We start from the raw sequence: 19,911 nt of genomic DNA on the forward strand, positions 1-19,911 counted from the left end.
GGGCCCCTTGGTCCGGCCGCACTCGAGCCATCCTGCACCCGGAACCGGCAGCTTGCCCGGCAGGGCCGAGCTGCCGTTCTTGTCGACCAAAATCGTACCGGCACGATTCGAAGGGCTGGTTGCACGCCCTCGGCTTCTCGCCATCCTGGCTGAACTCACGGACAAGCGGCTTGGCGTGATCAAGGCTCCGGCGGGATTCGGCAAGAGCTCGTTGGCTGCTGCCTGGGCAGAGCAGCTCAGGCAGGACGGCAATTGTGTCGCGTGGCTGACGATCGATTCGGACGACGATGAGGCTACGCGGTTTCTATTTTATGTATCTCAGGCTCTGCACCGTGCCTGTCCGGACGTCGGCGCCGAGGCAATTGAGCTGATCCTTGAGAACAATCTGATCGACCCGACGGCTGTCCTGTCCAGCCTGATCAACGACCTCGCCGAGATCGACGACGATGTCTATCTGTTCCTGGAAGACTACCACTGCCTCAGCGCTTCCCGCATCCATCAGACAGTCGCGTATTTCGTGAAGCACGCACCGTCTCACTGTCACGTGATACTGACAACGCGCACTGAGCCTCCCCTGCCGCTCGCGACCCTGCGAGCGCACAATCAGCTGATCGAGACAGACGCCGAAGCCCTGCGTTTCGACATGCAGGAGACACACGCCTTTCTGGACAGCGTCAGGCCCGGCGGCGTGGAGCTCTCCGACGTGCAGCTGCTGCAACGCAAGACCGAGGGGTGGCCGGCGGCCCTGCGCATCGTTGCGTCGATGCCGTCGCAATCCGAACTGGCGTTCAAGGAGTATGTGCACTCTCTCTCAGGTTCACAGCGTCCAATCGCAGCCTATCTGTCGGAGATGTCGGATACGCTTCCGGTCGAAATGCTCGACTTCATGTTGCGAACGGCCATTCTTGACCGGCTCTCCGGTCCTCTCTGCGAGGCCGTCACCGGCTTGAGCTCGAGCCGTACAATCCTGGCATCCCTTGCGCAGCGTCAGATGCTGCTCACGCCGCTCGACAATGATGGTGTCTGGTTTCGTTACCACACGCTGCTTGCCGAATATCTCCGACAGCGGCTGGAGGCGGACCGCGGCATTGAAGTTCCCGAACTGCACGGACGCGCGGCTCTTTGGTATGCTTCCCGCGAACTCTGGACTGACGCAGTCCAGCACGCGATCGCGGCCGGCGCTTCGGACCGTGCGATCGGCTGGATCAACAATTGCGCAATGGCTCTGATCAAGCGAGGTGATCTCTTCACTTTGCTCGAATGGCAACGCCAGTTTCCCGATGAACTCATGCGGGGCCAGTGCGAAGTCCGGTTGGCAATTTCCTGGGGGCTGGCGCTCGCGCTGCGATTTGACGAGGCGCTGAAGCTTGCAGCCGACATCGAGCGCGATATCGCCGCAACTCGTCCGTCGGATGACAATCTGCTGTACGAATGTCAGGCAATCCGCAGTGTTGCCATCGCGCTGAAGGATGACAGCGAGCAGGCGCTGCCTCTGGCAAACGATTGCGTGAACCGTTCGTCCGACCCATGGGCTGCGAACGTTGCTTCGAATGTTGTTCGTTTCGGTCATCTGAAAGCCGGCGACCTCAAGCAATTCCATGCGACGCCGTGGATCGCCTATTCGGTCGAGGAGGATCGCAGGAACGTATTTGCCTCGGTGTATCGACACTGCCTGAACGGACTCGCGGAAGAACGGCAGATACGTCTCGCAGCGGCCGATGGGCACTACCGCGAGGGCTTGCGGATTGCGGAGCAGGACGTCGGGCCGAATTCAATTGCGGCTGCCTTGCCTGCAAGTCTGATCGCGCGAATTGATTATGAACGAGGCCAGCTCGATGAGGCGGAGGCGTGGATCATCGATCGTGCATCGCTGATCAACTCCGCCACGATGCTCGACTGCGTGTGGAGCGCCTATTTCGTGATATCGCGAGTCGCAACCGCCCGGATGAATTTCGAGCGGGCCCGCACGCTGCTGGAGCGGGCTGAAAATCTCGGCGTCGCACGAGGTTGGGGACGGCTTTCAGCCGGCGTGATCTCCGAGCAAGCGCGGCTCCACATCAACGCTGGCCGCCTCGATGAATCCGCCGCATGCGTCGACCGCCTGGAGCACCTCGCGCTGAAGTACCCGGCACCAAGGCCTTGCGCGTGGACGGAAATCGGGTGGCATCACAGGCTGGCGCATGCCGGCTTGCTTGCGCAACAAGCCCACCACGAACAAGCCATCTCTATTCTGCAGCAGCTGCAGCGCGAAGCCGAAGCAATGCAGCATCGTCAGTTTCTGATCTGGGTTGCGATCCGCCTATCGGCGGTACAGCTCGCCGCGGGCAAGGTCGCGGAGGCCGTGAGCCGCTTCGGGCGCGTGCTGAGCGCGTGCGCTGCAGCCGGCCTATATCAGAGCGTCGTTGACGAGGGGCCAGTCGTTTCCGGCTTGCTCCGGGCGACCCGGGAGAGTGGCAATCTCAAGACGGATCTGATCCCGTATGTCAATCGCATCGAGGCTGGACTGCAGCAGACGGGCCAGGATCGTTTAGCGCCGACGTTCAGTGCACCGGTTCTGAGCGCACTAAGCCGTCGCGAAACCGGCATTCTCAAGCTGATCGCCGAGGGCCTGTCCAACAAGGAAATCGCCCGCAACCTCGATATCGGCCCCGAAACCGTGAAGTCGCACCTCAAGAACGTTTTCAACAAGCTGGGTGTCGAACGGCGTGCGCAGGCGGTATCACGGGCTCAGACCCTTGGCCTTGTCACCACGCATTGACAGGCCGGACCTCCATTCGTATCGACGACAGAACCAGCGAACGACCGATCGCCCCGGATTCAGCGCGGGCGGTTCGCTCAAGCCCTTCACGATACCCGATGATTTCGCAGCCCGCCCCGGGACTTTTGCGCCGACACGTCGGCCTGTTCGAGGATCTGCCTTGCTGCAATGAGATCTGGTGTCGCAAAACCTTCGGTGAATCGGCCGTAGAGCGGTGCAATGAGACCGTGCGCGCCACGGACCTGCCCCCGCTTGATCCCAAGCCGCGCAAGCTGCAAGCCCGCTCGCAACTCGAACGATAGCGCAGATTGTTGCCCTGCAAGCGCCATCGCCTGCTCAAAACAGCCGTGAGCGGCATCAATCTGTCCGTTTCCCCCGTACGCCAGCGTCTCGCCCTTCGCCAGGAAGAGCGCCGGAAGATGCAGCGGCCTGTTCAACTTCAATTGCGTCGCAATCGATTCGTCGATGAGGGTTAGCGCTTCGGTGCGCCGGTCTTGCTTCGCCAGACTGACCGCCAATTCGGACACGAAATCCGTCACAAGCATTTCGTATCGTAGAGCCTGCAGCTTCTCCAAGCTATCCTGCAGGTAGCACACACCCTGCTCCGCCTGACCGGCGCGAACGAAATGCCGTCCTCTAAGTCCCATGGCGACCGCACGGAATGGTTCTAACGCGTATCTCTCCGCGATCAACTCGAGCTTGGAGAGATTCCGTTCGACCTGCCCCATGTCATCGATCCAGAAATAGAGCGGCATCGTCAGAATCAGAGCGCGACACAGAGCGATCGGATGATCCGATCTCTCGGCCTCCTCGACGGTTTGTTCCGCGCAGCCGACAGCCCTGTCGAGATTGCCGGCGAACCAATGCGACCGCATCAGGTTGAACAGCGAAGCGTTGCGCAGATCAAACAAATGCTGAGTTGCATTGAAGCGCCGGGGCGCTGGAGACCTGTGCAAGGACCGTTCAAGGTATTTCAGCGCGTTGACATGGTCGGCGAGCATGTAATGCGCCGCTCCCAGCATCGAATCCACAAGTGCGGCGTCATCGGGGTCGCCGGTCGTGCTCGCGACGGCCTCCGCGCGCAGTGCGATCTCGAGACTGCGGCCCGCATCGATCGTACGGTGAAAATACATCGACAGCCCGCTCAGGAGACGCAGTTGCTGGTAGGCATCCTCGCAGCGCTCCGCAAGCGCCAACGCTGTGTTGAAGGCATCGCGAACCCGCTCGCTGTTTCCGGCGGTGAACATCAGCGACAGCGCCAGCGACGCGTGGATTTCCATCTGGTCACGCGGATCGCAGTCCGCGGCAATCCGATCGATCGCCTTCTCCATCCAGCCTCGGCACTCGGCCAAGAGAGACGTCGCCAGGAACAATCGGGAGGCGGCCGCTGCCATTCGTACGGCAGCGCGGTCGTTGCCGTCCGGTCCAAAGCTCCATTCAAGTGCCGCGCGGACATCCCCGAGATAATGTTCCATGGCGCTCGCCAGAGATGGCCCGGGCTGGATATCGCTGCTGTACCTCTCCAGCAATCGGTCGAGACGGCGCGCGTGGCGTTCCGCCACCGAATTACGCTCACCGCTCGCGGCGAGCTTCTCCAAGGCATAGCAGCGCGTGGTGTCGAGCAACCGGTACCGCGTCCCTTGGTAACCGGGCCACGCCGCGACGAGCGATTTGTCGACAAGATTTTCGACCGCGCCCGCGACTTCAGACCGGTCAAGTCCGGTCTGCTCCGCCACGGCGATCGCAGTCTCCAATGAAAAGTGCCCGACCATGATCGCGATGCGCCGCAACACTGTCTGTTCAAGCTCGGAAAGGTGATCATAGCTCCAGTCCAGCGTCGCCTCGAGCGTTTGATGCCGCGGATTGGCCGTTCGGCGACCAAACCTCAGCAGATCGAGGCGCGAACCCAGCTTCGCCACGGTATTGCCGACGCCAAAGACGGCGGCTCTTCCCGCGGCGAGCTCGATGGCGAGCGCAATGCCATCCAGCTTGCGGCAAATCTCGGCGATCATGGCCGCTTCTTCGTCGCCGAGCGACAGGTTGCCGCCGCGGGCGCTGGCACGTTCGGCGAACAACCGTGCAGCGGGATAGGCGAACACCTCCGACGCCGTCAGCCCAGGCTGCTCCGGCGGGCAATCGAGCGGAGCAAGGCGGAGCAGATGTTCACCCGGGACCTTCAGGGCCTCCCTGCTGGTTACAAGCAAGCGCACATCAGGCGCATTCTGAACAACGCTGCCGGCGATCTGCGCGATTCCTTCGGTCAGGTGTTCGCAGCTGTCGAGAATGATCAGGGCCCTTCGATCGCGCAGACAATCGAGTAGCACATCCGCGCGATCGACGAACCGCGAGTCCAGGCCAACAGCGGATGCGATCGCACCGATCACATGCGCCCCATCGCTTACGGTCGAGAGATCGACAAAATATGCGGCACCCGAGAAGTCGGCCAGTGCGCCGTGTCCGACCGACAAAGCAACCGTCGTCTTGCCTATGCCCCCTGTACCCAAAATCGTAACCAGACGCCGTTCAGCCCCCAGCAAACGCAGAATCTCGGAGACAACATCGTCACGACCGACCATGCGGCCCAGTGCCGGCGGTACGTTGGACAATCCGGAAGCTGCGTCGTCACGGTCCGCGGGAAGGCGGGTGACAGCCGCAATGAAGCTGTAGCCACGTCCCTGAAGGTTCGTGATGTACTTGTCGCCGAACTGTCCGTCGCCCAACGCCTTGCGCAGCGCCGACAGATGGACCCGAAGACTCCCTTCTTCGACGGTGACGTCAGGCCATGCCTTTGCGATCAATTCGGACTTCGGGACAACCTCACCGGCTTTCTCGAGAAGAGCGATCAGGATGTCGTAAGCCCTGCCGCCAAGCGAAATGACCTGGTTTGCCTTGGTGAGAGAGCGCTCGGCGACATTCAACTCGAATGGGCCAAACCGCAGCCGGATTGCACCCGGTGAGCCAATTGGTTGGAGCGACATGAATTATCCCGCCAAGACCGTCGACGATCTGGTTGTTGCACCATCCGTCGTCAGTATTGTGCAAACTCCCCGGGCCATCCAGTGTTAGCCCAAACCTCCTTCAGCAACAAGCCGTTACCGCATCGAGACGACGACACCGTCCCGCTGGGATGGACCGCCGAGCACGTGCCTTGCCAAGCGCAGATCGTGCGTATCAAGCCCCTCCTGAAATTTCGCGTAAGTGGATTGCAGGGCATGCCATGCCGGTTCCCTTCGCCCTTCCGATTTTTCTGCAACAACAAGGCTGGTCGCAGCCCTGAGCGCCCACGACAAGCTCGCCTGCCTGTTTGCCAACTCGAGCGCGCGCAGAAGATATTGCCGACTGACCGCCAATCCCTCGCCATTGCCCAGCGCCAGCTCACCCCTGATGCGATGCAGTTCCGGGCCATACCAGCGGCTTTGATCGAGATCGATCTTCGCCCGCTCGAAGGCCTCGAGCCCTTCCCTCGGCCGGTTCGCCTGGGCCAGGCATCGCGCAAACTCGGCCTGCAGGAACCAGTCGAAGATTCCGTAGCGTGCCGTCGACAGCTTCTCGAGACCTGCCTGAAGCATTGCCGAAGCGGCGCCGATCTCCCCTCCCTGCCTTACCTTATAGAAGGCCTGCATGCCGAGACAAAATCCCTGGTAATTATGCAGCGCGTGTTTGTCGGCGTAGCCGGCAAGCTCGCCGACAAGTGCCACGGCTTCGCCGTCATCCGGATCGGTCAGATATGCGATGAAGCATGCAAAGGTCAGCGCTCCGCAAAGGTTCACGGCCCGATTGGATTGCCGCGCCTCAGCGACAGCCATCCCGCTGAACCTGCGGGCCTGATCCGGAGAGCCGCGCAACCACGCCAGGGTGGCGAGGCCGGCCAGATTATCGACCTTGCGGTCGTAGCCGAATCGCTTGATCAGCAACTGCCGGGAAGCCTCGTCGTCGCGATGCAGCGACAATTCGAGCAGGCCCTGAGCCTCGACAATTCGGCCCGTATGGTAGTACGTGATACCCCGCATGTAATTGGCGGTCGCGACAGCGCCGAGATGACCCGTTCCTTGCGAAACCTCGCCGCAGCGGTCGGCCAGTCTGATCGCTTCCGGATAATTCGGTACGCGCAACTCGTGCGCCCACAACACAAGCAGGGCGTCCACCTGATAATCGACATCGCCAAGCCCTTCGGCGAGCCGCAGGGCCTTGGCCCAGGTCGTGTACGATCGATCCGTCATGCCACCTGTGAACATCACGCAGCTGGCGAATGCTGCCTGAAGGACCATTTCCTGCCGTGTGCCCGAATTCATCCGGTCGAGATGGCTGATGGCCTTCCCCATCCAGTCACGGCATTCGGTGAGCAACGCCATAGCCATCCAGGCACTTGCGGATGCCGCAGCGAGTTCGACGCCGATTTTAGCATCGCCTGTCGCCGAAAATGCCCAGTTCAGGCCGGCTCTGAGATTGTCGATCTCGATCGCGAGCGCCTTGGATCCGCCCGATCCATCCATCGCCGCGCCCTGCCTGAACAGGTCGGTGAAATAAAGCGCGTGACGGCGACAAAACAGATCCTGCTCGCCGCTCTCGGCCGATCGCTGCAGGGCAAACCCGCGCGTGGTGTCAAGCAGACGCAGCCGCCCATCCTGTCCCTGAGCTGCAATCATCGATTTGGAACGCAGCTCCCAAACGCAATCCGAAGCGCTCGCTTCTTCCACGATCTCATCGGCCACAACCGCGACCGCCGCTTCCAGCGTGAATCCACCGGCAAAAACGCTAAGTCGGCTCAGGACCCGCTTCTCTGCCTCGCCAAGCAGATCAAAGCTCCACTCCAACGTGGCGTTCAGTGTCTGGTGCCGCGACGGGGCGGTTCTACGGCCTGGCCATGACAGGTTTAGCCGCTCATCGAGAAGGCGGGCGGTCCCGGACAGGCCGAATATGTCAACCCGGCAGGCTGCGAGTTCGATCGCCAATGGAATGCCATCGAGCCGTCGGCAAATTCTCACAGCAATCGGCGCTTCCTGATCGGTCAACGCGAAGTCGTTTCGCACAACCCGCACGCGGTCGACCAGCAGTTGGACAGAAGGATATTGCAGCGCGTCTCGCGCCGACAGGCCGCCATCTTCCGGAGGGCAATCAAGTGTGCCGAGTTCGTAGACATGTTCACCTTCGACACGCATCGCCTCCCGGCTGGTCGCGAGCAGATGCAGTGTCGGGACGTTTCGAACCAGCTCTTCCGCAACAGCGGACACACCTTCAATAGACGGTTCGCAGCCGTCGAAAATGACAAGTGCCGGCGTCTCCCGCAAACGATCGATCAAGGCCGGCACGACATTGTTTGTTCGTACCGATACGCCGAGAGCTGCGGCCAAGGCCGGGGCGACGAGCGAAGCGTCACCGAGCGTGCTCAGGTCGACGAAATGAACGTGGCCGTCAAAAGCGGAGCTCATTTCATGAGCCACGGCGACCGCCAATGTAGTCTTGCCGATGCCGCCGGTCCCGACGATCGTCACAAATTTCTGCTCGACCAGCTTCATCTGAATGACAGCCAGGGCATCGCTTCGCCCAAGCATCCGCATCAGGCGCGCAGGGAGCCGGTGCTTTGAAGGGCGGTAATCCTCCGACGCCGGTGGGGAAAGCGCGGTTACGGGGACGATGAAGCTGTACCCCCGACCGGGCACATTCGCGATATAGCGCCTGCCGGGATCATTCTGATCGAGAGCCTTGCGCAGCGCCGAGATGTGGACGCGAAGGCTGACCTGCTCGGCTCCCCGCTTCGGCCAGACCCGCTCAATCAGAGTCCGTCTGCCGACGACCCTATTGGCGTGCTCCACCAGGACGATGAGGAGATCCATCGCGCGCGCGCCGAGCGGCACAACCGTTGCGTCTTTGCTCAGAAGCCTGTTTCGGATCGAGAGTTCGAAAGGGCCAAAGCTCAGCACCCTGCCCCGCGGATCGTTCATGCGGCGCTCGCGTCCGCGTCAATTCTGGCGGTGACATCGCCCGGAATTCCGCGCTCGCGCCGCCAGTTGGCCGGGCTTTGACCAAAGGCCTGCCTGAAGAGCCTGCACAGATGGGCTTGATCCGAGAAGCCGACACTCAACGCTATTTCGCTCAGTGACGCCGTACTTGTCATCATCAGGTGGCAGGCGCGCTCGATACGCCTTCTGACCACATAGGCATGCGGCGACTGGCCGACCGCCAGTTTGAATTTCCGGGAGAAATGCGCCGGGCTTCGGCGCGCGACCATACTGAGATCCCGGATATGTATGGTACGGTGCAGATTGCTGTCGACATAGGTTCGCACACGCAGGATCTGCCATGCCGCCAGACCGCCCCTTGAAGCGTCATGGGCGGACGAACAGCGGTCGATCTCGGCTTGCAGGATGTGGGACGCCGTGGCCAGCGACGCCTTGGCCGCCTCCCGGTCACACTCCAGCTCTCGCCTTGCGGTTTCGAGCAGCCTGGCCACGCTGTTCGCAACCAGGTGAAATTGCTGGTCAGCGGCAGGGGACGATTCCGGTGCGGTCGCTTGAAGTGCTGCCATCATCGTTCTCCCACGACCGTCCGAAACCTTGGATCGACGAGAGAATGCCGCACGGGGCCGCGCTTGGCGCGTTAATCAGCGTTATGGAAGGTTAATGTCGCGGTGTGCGCGCCGGGCATTTTTCGTATTTAACAACAATGGGTTGACCGCCACATTGTCAGAATTGCAACACCCTCCGGCAACTCCTGAGGATCCGGACAGGGCCGCCCAAAGCTCGAAGGTCGGCGCCGGCTCCGCTAGGATCCATGGTCCTCCAGCACTTTCAGATCGCTGACCGAGTAAGACAGCGAGTAGCGGAATCCTCCGTCGATCCGCTTCGGCGCGAGCGCGTGAAGTTCTTCACCTCGCGCTTCCGGAAAATTGAGCTCAGCCTTGCCAACCCACGCGCCGGAAACGGCAAGATTGTCGGTGATTGACATCGCCAGTTCGTTGACCGCCGGCCGGTCCCGGGAACCGGCCGCCAGCCTCGGGAAGTATCGCAACAGGACGGTCGGGCGGCTGAGGAGGGACAATCCGTCCTCGACTGGCTTTCGCAAGGTGACGCAGGCCTCTGCAAGACGCTGGCCATGCGCGGAAAGGCTGGCACCGAAGCGGCTGCCGGACGCAACCGGCACGGCCGCCGGACCTGAAGCCGCAAAGGAGCGCGTCTGAAAGATACTGCCCATCTTCTTCGGAAACCCCCGCGTCCAGCCGCATGCAAGCGCGGCGTCGTTGTCGACATAAATGTAGGGGCACCACATGACCGGCACGTCGCCATACATCGCATCGACCAAAATCAACGCCTCGCGATACTGATAACGCGCCGGATCGAGATATTCGTCGTCCTGGGCCGTGAACTGCCAGTCCAGAAACATCATCACGGCGTGCCCATTCGACTTCGGATCGCGGGAAAGGCCGTTCGGCAGTGTCGCTGCCGTGGCGGCCGGGTCGGCCCAGAACTCAACTCCGACGGCATCGCCGGCATAATGCCAGGGTGGCGATGGAGTGAGCGCGGCCTGGCCGAATGGCGACTTCGGAACCGTAAAGCCCTTGAGCATTCCCATGTCCTGGTCCATCACCTGTGGCACGGAGACTATTGGAACCAGCGCATCATTAATTTGCTTGAAATGCGTCGACTTGTTTATTTCTGCCGCAATTCCGCAACGCTCGTTGGTGGCAGTTGCGATTGGCTAGGCGGTCAGGTCTGCCAAAACCTCGATGCCGGTCACCGAATAGGAAACCGAGAACCGATATCCGCGCCCCACCTTGAGCGGGCCCAACATCTCCAGTTCCTCGCCGTAGGCTTCCGGGAAATCGAGTTGCGCCTCGCCGACCCAGATATTCGTGAGCAGCAGATGATCCGAAACCGATCGAACGAGTTCGTCGACGGCTGGCTTATCGTGCATCCCCGCGGATAGCCGCGGAAAATGTCGTCGTCCGACAATCTGCCGATCGAGCAAGCCGACCAGACGCTCGGCCTTTTCGCGCAAGGTGACACCGGCCTGCACCAGCAAACGGCCGTGGGCGGACATGCAGGCTGAAAACCTACCGTCATGCGCGAGCGGCGCCGAAGCCATGCCGGCGGTTCCAAATGTCCGGGTCTGATGCACAATACCGAGCTTTCTCGGATAGCCCTGAATCCACCCCCTCATCAACGCGGCGTCATTATCGACGTAGCAATATGGACACCATGCTATTCGTCGTCCCTTCCACATCGCGTCGAGCAGGATGCTAAATCCGCGGCACTGATATCTGGCAGGATCGAGATACTCATCGTTCTGCGCGGTGAACTGGTAGTCCGTGAACAGTGCAACAGAGTGGCCTGGGCTCGTCTCGTCAAGCTCGACGCCGGCCGGAAGAATCTGGACCGACGCGTCAGGATCATTCCAGAACTCCACAGCCAGAACGTCGCCTGCAAAGTGCCAGGGCGGCGGCGGCACCAGCGCAGCAACACCGAGGGGAGAGCGGGGGGCCGTGAATCCCTTCAGCATGTCTTGTCCCCACCACCAGCGGCGCGCGGTCTTTCAACGTGGAACTTTAGCGTTGGCATCGTCCTCGACGCTTGGACGAACGTGCGAGGACTTGGTGGTTCATGCGCGCCGAGGTCGATCACCGCTCCAACCCCGGCGGGACCGCACCGCGTATCATGCCTCGCCTGGCGCGTTCAGCGCTGCATCTGCAGGTTCATCAGCTCGGGAGGCAGCATCATGTTGTCGTTCAGATCCGCCATGATGAGGAGCGATCCGACGACGACGAGAACGACGATCAGCACACCGAACGCCAGTGCCATTACATTGTTGGTGTTGTCCGGGCCCGTGGTGACGTGCAGGAAAAACACCAGATGGACGCCCATTTGCGCGATCGCAAGGACAGTCAGACCGAGTGAGACACCGCCGGCCCAGAGCAACGATGTGTTGGCGACCCAGAACGACAGGGCCGTGAGGCCCACCGCAAGAGCCAATCCGATAGTGTAGACCAGTGCGCCGGTCGACGTACCCTGTTCCACGTCGGGCAGTGTCGCCGCATCGCCGGGTGCGCGATCGTAGCCTGTGTCGGTCATGAACGGACTCCCATCAGATAGACCACCGTAAACAGCCATACCCAAACGATGTCGAGCGCATGCCAGAACAACGAGAAGCAGAGCAGACGCCGTTCGACATTCGCACGAAAGCCCTTGATCGCGACCTGCGCCATCATCACCGTCAGCCAGACCAGACCGGCGGTGACGTGCAGCCCGTGACAACCGACAAGGGTGAAGAACGCGGACAGGAAGGCGCTGCGTTGCGGTCCTGCTCCGGCGGCGATCATGCCGGCGAACTCCCGCACTTCGAGGACCAGGAACGCGGCCCCCAGCACGAAGGTGATGAGCGCTCCCAGATAGGTGATGCTATAGCGCCGCGCGCTGACCGCCAGAGACATCAGTCCGCAGGTATAGCTTGACGCGAGCAGGCAGCCGGTCTCGATCGCAACGCTGCCCTGGCTGAACAGCTGCGCGCCGCTTGGCCCGCCGGCGGTTGCGTGCGCCAGCACGGCGTAAGCGGCAAAGATCGCCGCAAACATCACGATGTCGCTCAACAGGAATATCCAGAAGCCAAAGCCGACCACGACCCGCTTCGCGGCGGGTCCGGCCTCGCTTGCATGCGGCCGCGCCTCGTCGCGGACCTCGCCGTCAACTGCAACTGCGACATTCATACTGCAATCTCCGCCTGGTGCGCGCGTTCGAATCGTGCAACCTGCTCGGCCGCAATTTCGACTTCCTCCTCGTCGCGAAATGCGAAGGCAAGCATGGTCAGGAAGATGCCGATTGCCCCGACACCCGCCATCCACCAGATGTGCCAGATCATCGCAAAGCCGCCAATAACCGAGAAGAATGCGACGACGAAGCCGGTTGCGCTGTTCCTCGGCAGTTCGATCGGCTCGAACTTGCGCTCCTTCGCCGGCTGGGCTTGCGTGCGCTGGCGCTGCTTCTTTTTCCACAAGGCATCGATGTCGGTCACCTGCGGCAGCACGGCGAAATTCCATACCGGCGGCGGCGAAGCCGTCGCCCATTCCAGCGTACGGCCGTTCCACGGGTCCGCGGTCACCTTCAGCTGCTCGCGGTCGCGGATCGACACCACGAGCTGGATGACCTGGCTGACGATGCCAACGAGGATGACGACGACGCCGACCGCCGCGACCACCAGCCACGGTTGCCAGCTGGCGACGTCGTAATGCTGCATGCGGCGGGTCATGCCCATCAGACCCAGCGCGTAAAGCGGCATGAAGGCGATATAGAAGCCGATCAGCCAGCACCAGAACGACACCCTGCCCCAGCGTTCGTCGAGCCTGAAGCCGAACGCCTTGGGAAACCAGTAATTGTAGCCCGCCATCAGGCCGAACACCGTGCCGCCGATGATGACGTTATGAAAATGCGCGATCAGAAACAGGCTGTTGTGCAGCTGGAAGTCCGCAGGAGGCACCGCCATCAGCACGCCGGTCATGCCGCCGATCACGAACGTCACCATGAAGCCGATCGACCACAAAATCGGGACGGTGAACCGGATGCGGCCGCCGTACATCGTGAACAGCCAGTTGAAGACTTTGACACCCGTCGGCACGGCGATGATCATGGTCATGACGCCGAAGAACCCGTTGATGTTCGCGCTTGCGCCCATGGTGAAGAAATGGTGCAGCCACACCACGAACGACAACACGCAGATTGCCATCGTCGCGGCCACCATCGAGCGATAGCCAAACAGCGGCTTGCCGGAGAAGGTTGAGACGACCTCGGAAAAGATGCCGAACGCGGGCAGCACCAGGATGTAGACCTCCGGGTGCCCCCACACCCAGAACAGATTCACGTACATCATCGCGTTGCCCTGGCCGTCGATCGTGAAGAAATGAAAGCCGAGGTAACGATCGAGCAGCAGCATCGCGAACGTCGCAGTCAGTACCGGAAAGGCCGCAACAATGAGCAGGTTCGCTGCGAGCGACGTCCAGCAAAACACCGGCATGCGCATATAGCTCATCCCCGGCGCACGCGTTTTCAGGATCGTCGCAACGAAGTTTATCCCCGTCATCAACGTGCCGACGCCGGAGATCTGCAACGCCCAGAGATAGTAGTCGACGCCGACCCCGGGCGAGAATTGCAGCCCGCTCAGCGGCGGATAGGCGACCCAGCCGGCCTTCGAGAATTCGCCGACTGCCAGCGAGATGTTGGTCAACAGAATACCCGACGCGGTCAGCCCCAGGGCCACCGAGTTCAAGGTCGGAAACGCCATATCGCGGACACCGAGCTGCAGCGGCACCACGAAATTCATCATTCCGATCACAAACGGCATCGCCATGAAGAAGATCATGATCGTGCCATGAGCCGAGAAGATCTGGTCGAAGTGCTCGGGCGGCAGGTAGCCTTGCGCGCCACCCGCCGCGACCGCCTGTTGCGCCCGCATCATGATGGCGTCCGCAAAGCCACGCAGCAGCATCACCAGCGCCAGGATGATGTACATGATGCCAATGCGCTTGTGGTCGACGGAGGTCAGCCACTCTCGCCACAGATAGGGCACGTAGCCCTTGAGGGTGACCCATGCAAGAATCGACACGATGACCAGCACCATTCCGCCCGACGCGCCCATGATGATCGGCTGGTCGAGAGGAATCGCGCTCCAATTGAGCTTGCCGAGTAGATTCATTTTTCCGCCCTTGTTGACGTCGGAGACTTGCGGCACATCGCATCGTCGGACTGCATCTCCGAGACCGAGATCCTGTCGAACAGACCGGGCGCTACCGAGCGGTAGGTGAACGGCGCTACCGCCCGGCCTGGCTTCGCCAGCTCCGCATAGGTCTCCGCATCAAGTGACGGACCGGCATTGCGCGCCGCAGCGGCCCATTGGGCGAACTTTTCGCCCGTCACGGCTTCGGCGTTGAAGTGCATGTCGGAGAATCCTTCGCCGCTGTACTGGGCGGAGAATCCCCGGTACGTCCCGGGATGGTCGGCCTGCAACTGCAGGCGGGTGATCATCCCCGCCATGGTGTAGATCTGGCTGCCGAGCTGCGGCACGAAGAAGCTGTTCATCACGCCAGACGAGGTCAGCTCGAGGCTGACCGGGGTGCCGACGGGAATCGTCAGTTGATTGACGCTGGCGACACCCTGATCGGGATAGATGAAGAGCCATTTCCAATCGAGCGAAGCAACCTGGATCCGCAACGGCTTCACCGAGGATGCGAGCGGCTTGGTCGGGCTCAAATCGTGTGAGCCGACCCACGCCACGCCGCCAACCAGGAACACGGTCATGGCCGGAATCGACCAGACGAGCATCTCGAGACGGCCGGAATATGCGAAATCCGGCCGATACCGCGCACGCTGATTCGAGGCACGAAACCAATAGGCAACACCGAGCGTGGCAAGGATCACCGGGATCACGATTGCCAGCATGATGCCAAGCGCATTGAGCAGAATCTGCCGCTCGGCAACGGCGATCGGCCCTTTCGGATCGAGCACGCCGTCGGAGCAACCGCCAAGCGTCACCGCTCCGATCAAGACCATGGCCGGCAAAGCGTATCGCATGTCAGACCTCGCCGGACGTGATGTTCATCGCGATGCTCCAGGCTTAATCGGGAATGCAGGCTGACGTGCTCGGTTCGAGCGGCCGTCGGTGCGCGCATTCAATATGCCGCTCGCCTTCGGCGCGATTGAACGTGGCTGCTCGATTGGGGCCAATCATGCTCAAAACCGGCCGCCGGCCGGCACGGACCTGACGACACGGGTTGCGATCGCACCTTTTCAGGATAATCTGAAGCACGTTTCGACAGGCGCGCCATGCCAGCCTTTTCTAAAAGCAGGTCATCGTTCGGCAGCACGCCGCATCGCGGTTCACATATCGATGACGCTGTTCCGCTTGATCGAAAGCGACCGCTTGCCCCATGGAGAACTATCGATGAAGGCGTCTTCGTTTTGGCTGCTTGCAGCCGCCTGCTCTATCGTCTCGGCTTCGACGGCGCACGCGCGTTCGGCCTACGACGGCTCCTGGGACCTCGTGTTCGTGACGCAACGCGGCGCGTGCGATCCCAGCTACAACTTCACCGTCAATGTTTCCGACGGCATTGTGACCCATCCCAACCTCGTCAAGTTCAGGGGATATGTTTCGAGGTCCGGTTCGGTTCGCGCGTCGGTGACGGTTCACGATAAATCCGCTTCCGGCACCGGCCGGCTGTCCGGAACCTCGGGAGGCGGAAAGTGGAGCGGACGCGCGGGCGGCGCGCGATGCTCGGGCTACTGGACCGCGCAGCGCAATTGACCGAAGGCGAGACACCGTGCGCCGAGCCGCTCGCGCGCGAGGCGATGCTAAGAACGACCGCGCTGGCGGCCACGCTCCTGTTTGCTCACGGCCAGACCACGGAGCGCACGGTAGCCGCCGCCGAGCGGCTTGGGCGCGCATTCGGCGTGACGGTTAGGGTGCTCCCGTACTGGGGCGAGCTCACCGTCGTGCTCGACGGCGAGCCTATTTCGCAGATCGTTCCAGCCAAGCCGCTCGGCGTCGACATGAGCAGAGTGCTGGCCGTCACGACGGTGATCGATCAGGTCTGCAGCGGCTCGTTGGCGGTCAAGGCTGCGCAGTCGGCGCTGGGGGCGGCTGGCCGGCTGCCACCGGCCTCGACGCCGCGCTTCACCCTGTTCGCGGCCATCGGCGCCGCTTCACTTGGCGTCATCTTCGGGACACTGGATGCGGCAAGCCTGCTGTTGATCGCGGGCAGCGCCGCCATCGGCGCGCTCGTGCGTCGCTGGTTCTCCGGTTTCAGCCACAATCCGCTGATCCAGCCGCTTTGCGCCGCGTTCATCGCGGGCATCGTCGCTGCCGTTGCGAGCCGTTTCCAGCTCCCGGTAGCAACGGCGCTGGTCGCCTTCTGTCCCTGCATGGTGCTGGTCCCCGGTCCGCATATCCTCAACGGCGCCATCGACCTCGCACGCACCCGCATTGCACTGGGAATCGCGCGCCTCGCCTATGCCGGTGTCATCGTGCTGCTGATCTGTGCCGGTGGCCTGTTCGGATTCATGGCCGTCGGCGCAAACCTGTCGATAGCCGGATCGTCCCGCCCATACCCCTGGCCATCGACGTGATTGCGGCAGGATGCGCCGTCGCTTCCTTCGGCACATTCTTCTCGATGCCGTGGCGTCTGCTGCCATTCCCCATCGCCGTCGGCATGCTGGCGCACGCAGTACGCTGGGCGGTGATCTCCGTCGCCGGAGGAAGCGCGCCAGCCGGGGCACTCGTCGCCTGCACGCTCGTCGGCATCCTCACGACGCCGGTCGCCGATCGCCGGCATCTGCCCTTCGCAGCTCTCGCCTTCTCCGCCGTTGTCTCATTGATGCCGGGCTTCTTCCTGTTCAACGCTGCGACAGGCCTTGTCGAATTGCTCTCGATCGGGCCGAGCGCGCCGCCCGCTCTGCTGACAGGCATCGTTGCAAGCGGCACCACGGCATTTCTGATCGTCATGGCGATGACGTTTGGGCTGATCCTCCCACGCATGTTGTATGAGCGCTTCCTGCCCTCGGTATGATGAGGCACGGCCGTTCAATGCGCCGCAGCGCCGTCCAAGAATAGCTGGTGGCTCCGCGGTACCCGATGTGATCGGACCTGCCCCTCGAGAGCGTCGGTACATCCATGACTACAGTTCTGACCAAATCGTTCCCGCCGGAAACGCAGCTTTCGACAAAAGCGGTCCCGGGCAAAAAACGTGTCCTGATCGTCGGCGGTGGCTTCGCAGGTATCGCGGCGGCGCGCGCCCTGAAGCGAGCTGATGTCGACATCACGCTGATCGACCGCCGCAACCACCACATCTTCCAGCCGCTGTTGTACCAGGTCGCCACCGCTGTCCTGTCGTCATCCGAGATCGCGGCGCCGATCCGGCAGCTCGAGGCCAAGCAGAAGAATCTCAGCGTCATGCTGGCCGAGGTCAAGGGCATCAACCTGGGAGCTCGCACCATCGAGGCCGTTTGCCCCGAGATCGGCAGTCGAAAGCTCGAATACGACTTCCTGGTGATCGCGACCGGAATGCGTCCGAGCTATTTCGGTCATGATGAGTTTGCGCGGTTTGCGCCAGGCCTCAAGAGCCTTATCGACGCTGAAACGATCCGAACCAAGATCCTGAGTGCGTTTGAATTGGCTGAGACGACCGACGACCCGAAGGAACGCGCTCGCCAAATGACCTTTGTATTGGTAGGCGCTGGCCCGACCGGCGTCGAGCTTGCCGCTTCGATTGCTCAACTGGCCTCGGTGACTCTACGCAACAACTTCCGCAGGATCGACCCAGCCAAGAGCCGAATTCTGCTGCTCGATGGCGGCGCCCGCATCCTTCCGACCTTTGCCGAGTCGCTGTCACAAAAGGCAGCCAAGCGTCTGGCCAAGCTCGGAGTGGAAGTTTCGACCGGCGTCAAGGTCGAGAAGGTCGACGATCAGGGCGTGATCGCGGGCGGGGTTCGGATTCCCAGCGCCACCGTGCTTTGGACCGCAGGGGTCAGCGCCTCGCCGGTGATGAAGATGCTCGGGACCCAGACAGACCGCGCCGGGCGCGCATTCGTTGGCGCCTTCATGGATATCCCCGAAGCGCCCAACGTATTTGTCGCAGGAGATGCAGCCACGATGAGCCAGGACGGCCACCCGGTGCCCGGTGTGGCGCAAGCTGCCATTCAGCAGGGACGATTTGTCGGGCGCGTGATCGCCAATCGTGTCAGGGGACACGAGGACGGTCGGCCGTTTCGCTACCGCGACAAAGGCAATATGGCGGTGGTCGGCAAGAATTTTGCCATCCTCGAGTCCGGCCATTTGCACAGCAGCGGGTTTTTGACCTGGCTGGTTTGGGCGGCGCTGCATGTGCTTGCCCTGCCGCAACTCCAGAACCGCTTCCGCGTCCAGACGCAATGGCTGTGGTCCTATCTGTCCGGGCAGCGGAGCTCACGGTTGATTTCCGAGGGAACGCGGCCGTCCGCGCCGTAACAGTGACCACGGCCGGTGGTCATTACCGCAGGATCCCGCGGCAAAATTTAGGATTGCACCTGTGGACGCTTCCATTATCTCCGCCCTCGCCGCCCTGACCGGAGCGGCGGTTGGCGGCCTGACGAGCGGAATTGCCAACTGGCTGAATCACCGGAGCCAGGTCCGCGCTCAGTGGATTCTGCATGAGACGACCCGCCGGCAGCTCCTTTATAGGGATTTTATCGATGAAGCCTCCAAGTGCTACATCGATGCGCTCCAGCACGGTGAGGCCGATATCGCCAGCCTGGTCGGTCTCTACGCGAAGCTGAGCAGGATGCGGGCGCTGTCCTCGAAGCAGGTGGTCCACCAGGCCGAAGATGTCGCCCGGAAGATCCTGGACACCTATCTGGAGCCGGACAAGAGCTTCGTCGAGCTGCGTCAGATGGCCATCGACGGTTCGATCGATCTGTTACGAGGCTTCAGCGACGCATGCCACGACGAATTCGAGGGACTGCAACCGGTCCATTTTTGACCGTTAGCCCGCGATTTGTCGGTCACGAGACCGGATCGTCTCGACCCAATTCGCGAACGCCTGCATGAATCCCTGCAGGAGCTTGTGGATGCCGTCACCGGCCAGCTTGCCATGTTCATCAAGCAGCTTGTCGGCATGGCCGAGATAGGCCTCGGGCTGCTGCATGGTGGGCACGTTCAGGAACACCAGCGACTGCCTGAGATGATGATTGGCGCCGAACCCCCCGATCGCGCCGGGCGAGCTGCTGACGATCGCGGCAGGTTTGCGGTCCCACACGCTGCCTCCATACGGCCGCGATCCGACATCCAGTGCATTCTTCAGAGCGGCTGGTACCGATCGGTTGTATTCAGGCGTGACGAACAGCACCGCATCCGCGGCCTTGATGCACCCGCGGAACGTGGTCCATTCCGCCGGCGGCGGGTCAATCACCCGCTCAAGGTCCTCATTATAGAAAGGCAGATGGCCGATCTCGACGACCTCGAGCCGCATTGAGGATGGCGCGAGCGAGATCAGCTCGTTGGCCAGCATCCTGTTGAGTGACGCCTTGCGCAGGCTTCCGACCAACACGCTCACATTCATCGGCTTCACGGTCATTCTCCATGTTCAGATCTTGATGTCCGGGTCCTGATGTCAGGTCTTGATTCCAGGTCCTGGACCGAACCGA

The 19,911-nt window shown here is 61.8% G+C and carries 16 protein-coding genes; 6 read left to right on the forward strand and 10 right to left on the reverse strand.

From position 1 onward, the window contains the following. The first annotated feature begins 79 nt into the window (after window positions 1–79). A complete protein-coding gene (locus K359_RS0104705; protein WP_156928353.1) occupies window positions 80–2,758 on the forward strand; it encodes a LuxR C-terminal-related transcriptional regulator in 2,679 nt (892 codons plus the stop codon). An 86-nt stretch (window positions 2,759–2,844) separates the two neighbouring features. Here K359_RS0104705 and K359_RS51070 read toward each other — a convergent pair whose 3' ends face one another. From K359_RS51070 to cyoA, 9 genes are all read right to left on the reverse strand, one after another. After that, window positions 2,845–5,736, reverse strand: a complete 2,892-nt coding sequence (locus tag K359_RS51070; protein WP_051345977.1) for a winged helix-turn-helix domain-containing protein — start codon at window positions 5,734–5,736, stop codon at window positions 2,845–2,847. Window positions 5,737–5,850: 114 nt separating this feature from the next. Further along, window positions 5,851–8,700 (reverse strand): winged helix-turn-helix domain-containing protein, encoded by a 2,850-nt coding sequence (locus tag K359_RS0104715; RefSeq protein ID WP_029078323.1) that lies wholly within the window; start codon window positions 8,698–8,700, stop codon window positions 5,851–5,853. Next, window positions 8,697–9,284: a helix-turn-helix domain-containing protein gene (locus tag K359_RS51075; protein ID WP_198031100.1), complete on the reverse strand. Its 588-nt coding sequence runs from the start codon at window positions 9,282–9,284 to the stop codon at window positions 8,697–8,699. The genes K359_RS0104715 and K359_RS51075 overlap by 4 nt, the downstream gene beginning before the upstream one ends. A gap of 236 nt (window positions 9,285–9,520) precedes the next feature. Then, window positions 9,521–10,339 carry an acetoacetate decarboxylase family protein gene (locus K359_RS0104725; RefSeq protein ID WP_245284508.1) on the reverse strand — a complete coding sequence of 273 codons (819 nt, stop codon included), beginning with the start codon at window positions 10,337–10,339 and terminating at the stop codon, window positions 9,521–9,523. A gap of 114 nt (window positions 10,340–10,453) precedes the next feature. Continuing rightward, entirely contained in the window at window positions 10,454–11,254 is an 801-nt protein-coding gene (locus K359_RS51080) for an acetoacetate decarboxylase family protein (protein ID WP_035976044.1), read from the reverse strand. A 173-nt stretch (window positions 11,255–11,427) separates the two neighbouring features. Beyond that, a complete protein-coding gene (gene cyoD, locus K359_RS0104740) occupies window positions 11,428–11,823 on the reverse strand; it encodes a cytochrome o ubiquinol oxidase subunit IV (protein ID WP_029078326.1) in 396 nt (131 codons plus the stop codon). Further along, window positions 11,820–12,455, reverse strand: a complete 636-nt coding sequence (cyoC, locus tag K359_RS51085; protein WP_035976046.1) for a cytochrome o ubiquinol oxidase subunit III — start codon at window positions 12,453–12,455, stop codon at window positions 11,820–11,822. Before cyoC ends, cyoD begins: the two co-directional genes overlap by 4 nt. Next, on the reverse strand, window positions 12,452–14,434 hold the full coding sequence (gene cyoB / locus K359_RS0104750) for a cytochrome o ubiquinol oxidase subunit I (RefSeq protein ID WP_029078327.1): 1,983 nt from the start codon (window positions 14,432–14,434) through the stop codon (window positions 12,452–12,454). The genes cyoC and cyoB overlap by 4 nt, the downstream gene beginning before the upstream one ends. After that, complete coding sequence (gene cyoA / locus K359_RS0104755; RefSeq protein ID WP_029078328.1) at window positions 14,431–15,309, reverse strand: ubiquinol oxidase subunit II; 879 nt, start codon at window positions 15,307–15,309, stop codon at window positions 14,431–14,433. The genes cyoB and cyoA overlap by 4 nt, the downstream gene beginning before the upstream one ends. Window positions 15,310–15,397: 88 nt before the next feature. Here cyoA and K359_RS64245 point away from each other — a divergent pair, with 88 nt between their 5' ends. The 5 genes from K359_RS64245 to K359_RS0104775 all read left to right on the forward strand — a co-directional run bounded on the left by K359_RS64245 (window position 15,398) and on the right by K359_RS0104775 (window position 19,247). Further along, on the forward strand, window positions 15,398–16,039 hold the full coding sequence (locus K359_RS64245) for a hypothetical protein (protein ID WP_245284509.1): 642 nt from the start codon (window positions 15,398–15,400) through the stop codon (window positions 16,037–16,039). Further along, the gene (locus K359_RS64250) at window positions 15,979–16,860 is read left to right on the forward strand and encodes a threonine/serine exporter family protein (protein WP_245284510.1); all 882 of its coding nucleotides are present in this window, start codon (window positions 15,979–15,981) and stop codon (window positions 16,858–16,860) included. Before K359_RS64245 ends, K359_RS64250 begins: the two co-directional genes overlap by 61 nt. Then, complete coding sequence (locus K359_RS64255) at window positions 16,857–17,300, forward strand: threonine/serine exporter family protein (RefSeq protein WP_245284511.1); 444 nt, start codon at window positions 16,857–16,859, stop codon at window positions 17,298–17,300. The genes K359_RS64250 and K359_RS64255 overlap by 4 nt, the downstream gene beginning before the upstream one ends. Window positions 17,301–17,485: 185 nt before the next feature. Continuing rightward, the gene (locus tag K359_RS0104770; RefSeq protein WP_029078330.1) at window positions 17,486–18,736 is read left to right on the forward strand and encodes an NAD(P)/FAD-dependent oxidoreductase; all 1,251 of its coding nucleotides are present in this window, start codon (window positions 17,486–17,488) and stop codon (window positions 18,734–18,736) included. Between the two features lie 61 nt (window positions 18,737–18,797). After that, the gene (locus tag K359_RS0104775; RefSeq protein ID WP_029078331.1) at window positions 18,798–19,247 is read left to right on the forward strand and encodes a hypothetical protein; all 450 of its coding nucleotides are present in this window, start codon (window positions 18,798–18,800) and stop codon (window positions 19,245–19,247) included. A 3-nt stretch (window positions 19,248–19,250) separates the two neighbouring features. Here K359_RS0104775 and K359_RS0104780 read toward each other — a convergent pair whose 3' ends face one another. Further along, window positions 19,251–19,826: an NADPH-dependent FMN reductase gene (locus K359_RS0104780; protein ID WP_371261127.1), complete on the reverse strand. Its 576-nt coding sequence runs from the start codon at window positions 19,824–19,826 to the stop codon at window positions 19,251–19,253. Between the last annotated feature and the right edge of the window lie 85 nt (window positions 19,827–19,911).

The organism is Bradyrhizobium sp. th-b2, assembly GCF_000426785.1.
GTDB classification, from domain to species: Bacteria; Pseudomonadota; Alphaproteobacteria; order Rhizobiales; family Xanthobacteraceae; genus Bradyrhizobium; species Bradyrhizobium septentrionale.

What these genes read in the sequence shown, in the direction of transcription:
- K359_RS51070 (WP_051345977.1), bottom strand. Translation starts at nt 5,736, where the DNA reads ATGTCGCTCCAACCAATTGGCTCACCGGGTGCAATCCGGCTGCGGTTT.
- K359_RS0104715 (WP_029078323.1), bottom strand. Translation starts at nt 8,700, where the DNA reads ATGAACGATCCGCGGGGCAGGGTGCTGAGCTTTGGCCCTTTCGAACTC.
- K359_RS51075 (WP_198031100.1), bottom strand. Translation starts at nt 9,284, where the DNA reads ATGGCAGCACTTCAAGCGACCGCACCGGAATCGTCCCCTGCCGCTGAC.
- K359_RS0104725 (WP_245284508.1), bottom strand. Translation starts at nt 10,339, where the DNA reads ATGGACCAGGACATGGGAATGCTCAAGGGCTTTACGGTTCCGAAGTCG.
- K359_RS51080 (WP_035976044.1), bottom strand. Translation starts at nt 11,254, where the DNA reads ATGCTGAAGGGATTCACGGCCCCCCGCTCTCCCCTCGGTGTTGCTGCG.
- cyoD (WP_029078326.1), bottom strand. Translation starts at nt 11,823, where the DNA reads ATGACCGACACAGGCTACGATCGCGCACCCGGCGATGCGGCGACACTG.
- cyoC (WP_035976046.1), bottom strand. Translation starts at nt 12,455, where the DNA reads ATGAATGTCGCAGTTGCAGTTGACGGCGAGGTCCGCGACGAGGCGCGG.
- cyoB (WP_029078327.1), bottom strand. Translation starts at nt 14,434, where the DNA reads ATGAATCTACTCGGCAAGCTCAATTGGAGCGCGATTCCTCTCGACCAG.
- cyoA (WP_029078328.1), bottom strand. Translation starts at nt 15,309, where the DNA reads ATGCGATACGCTTTGCCGGCCATGGTCTTGATCGGAGCGGTGACGCTT.
- K359_RS0104780 (WP_371261127.1), bottom strand. Translation starts at nt 19,826, where the DNA reads ATGAATGTGAGCGTGTTGGTCGGAAGCCTGCGCAAGGCGTCACTCAAC.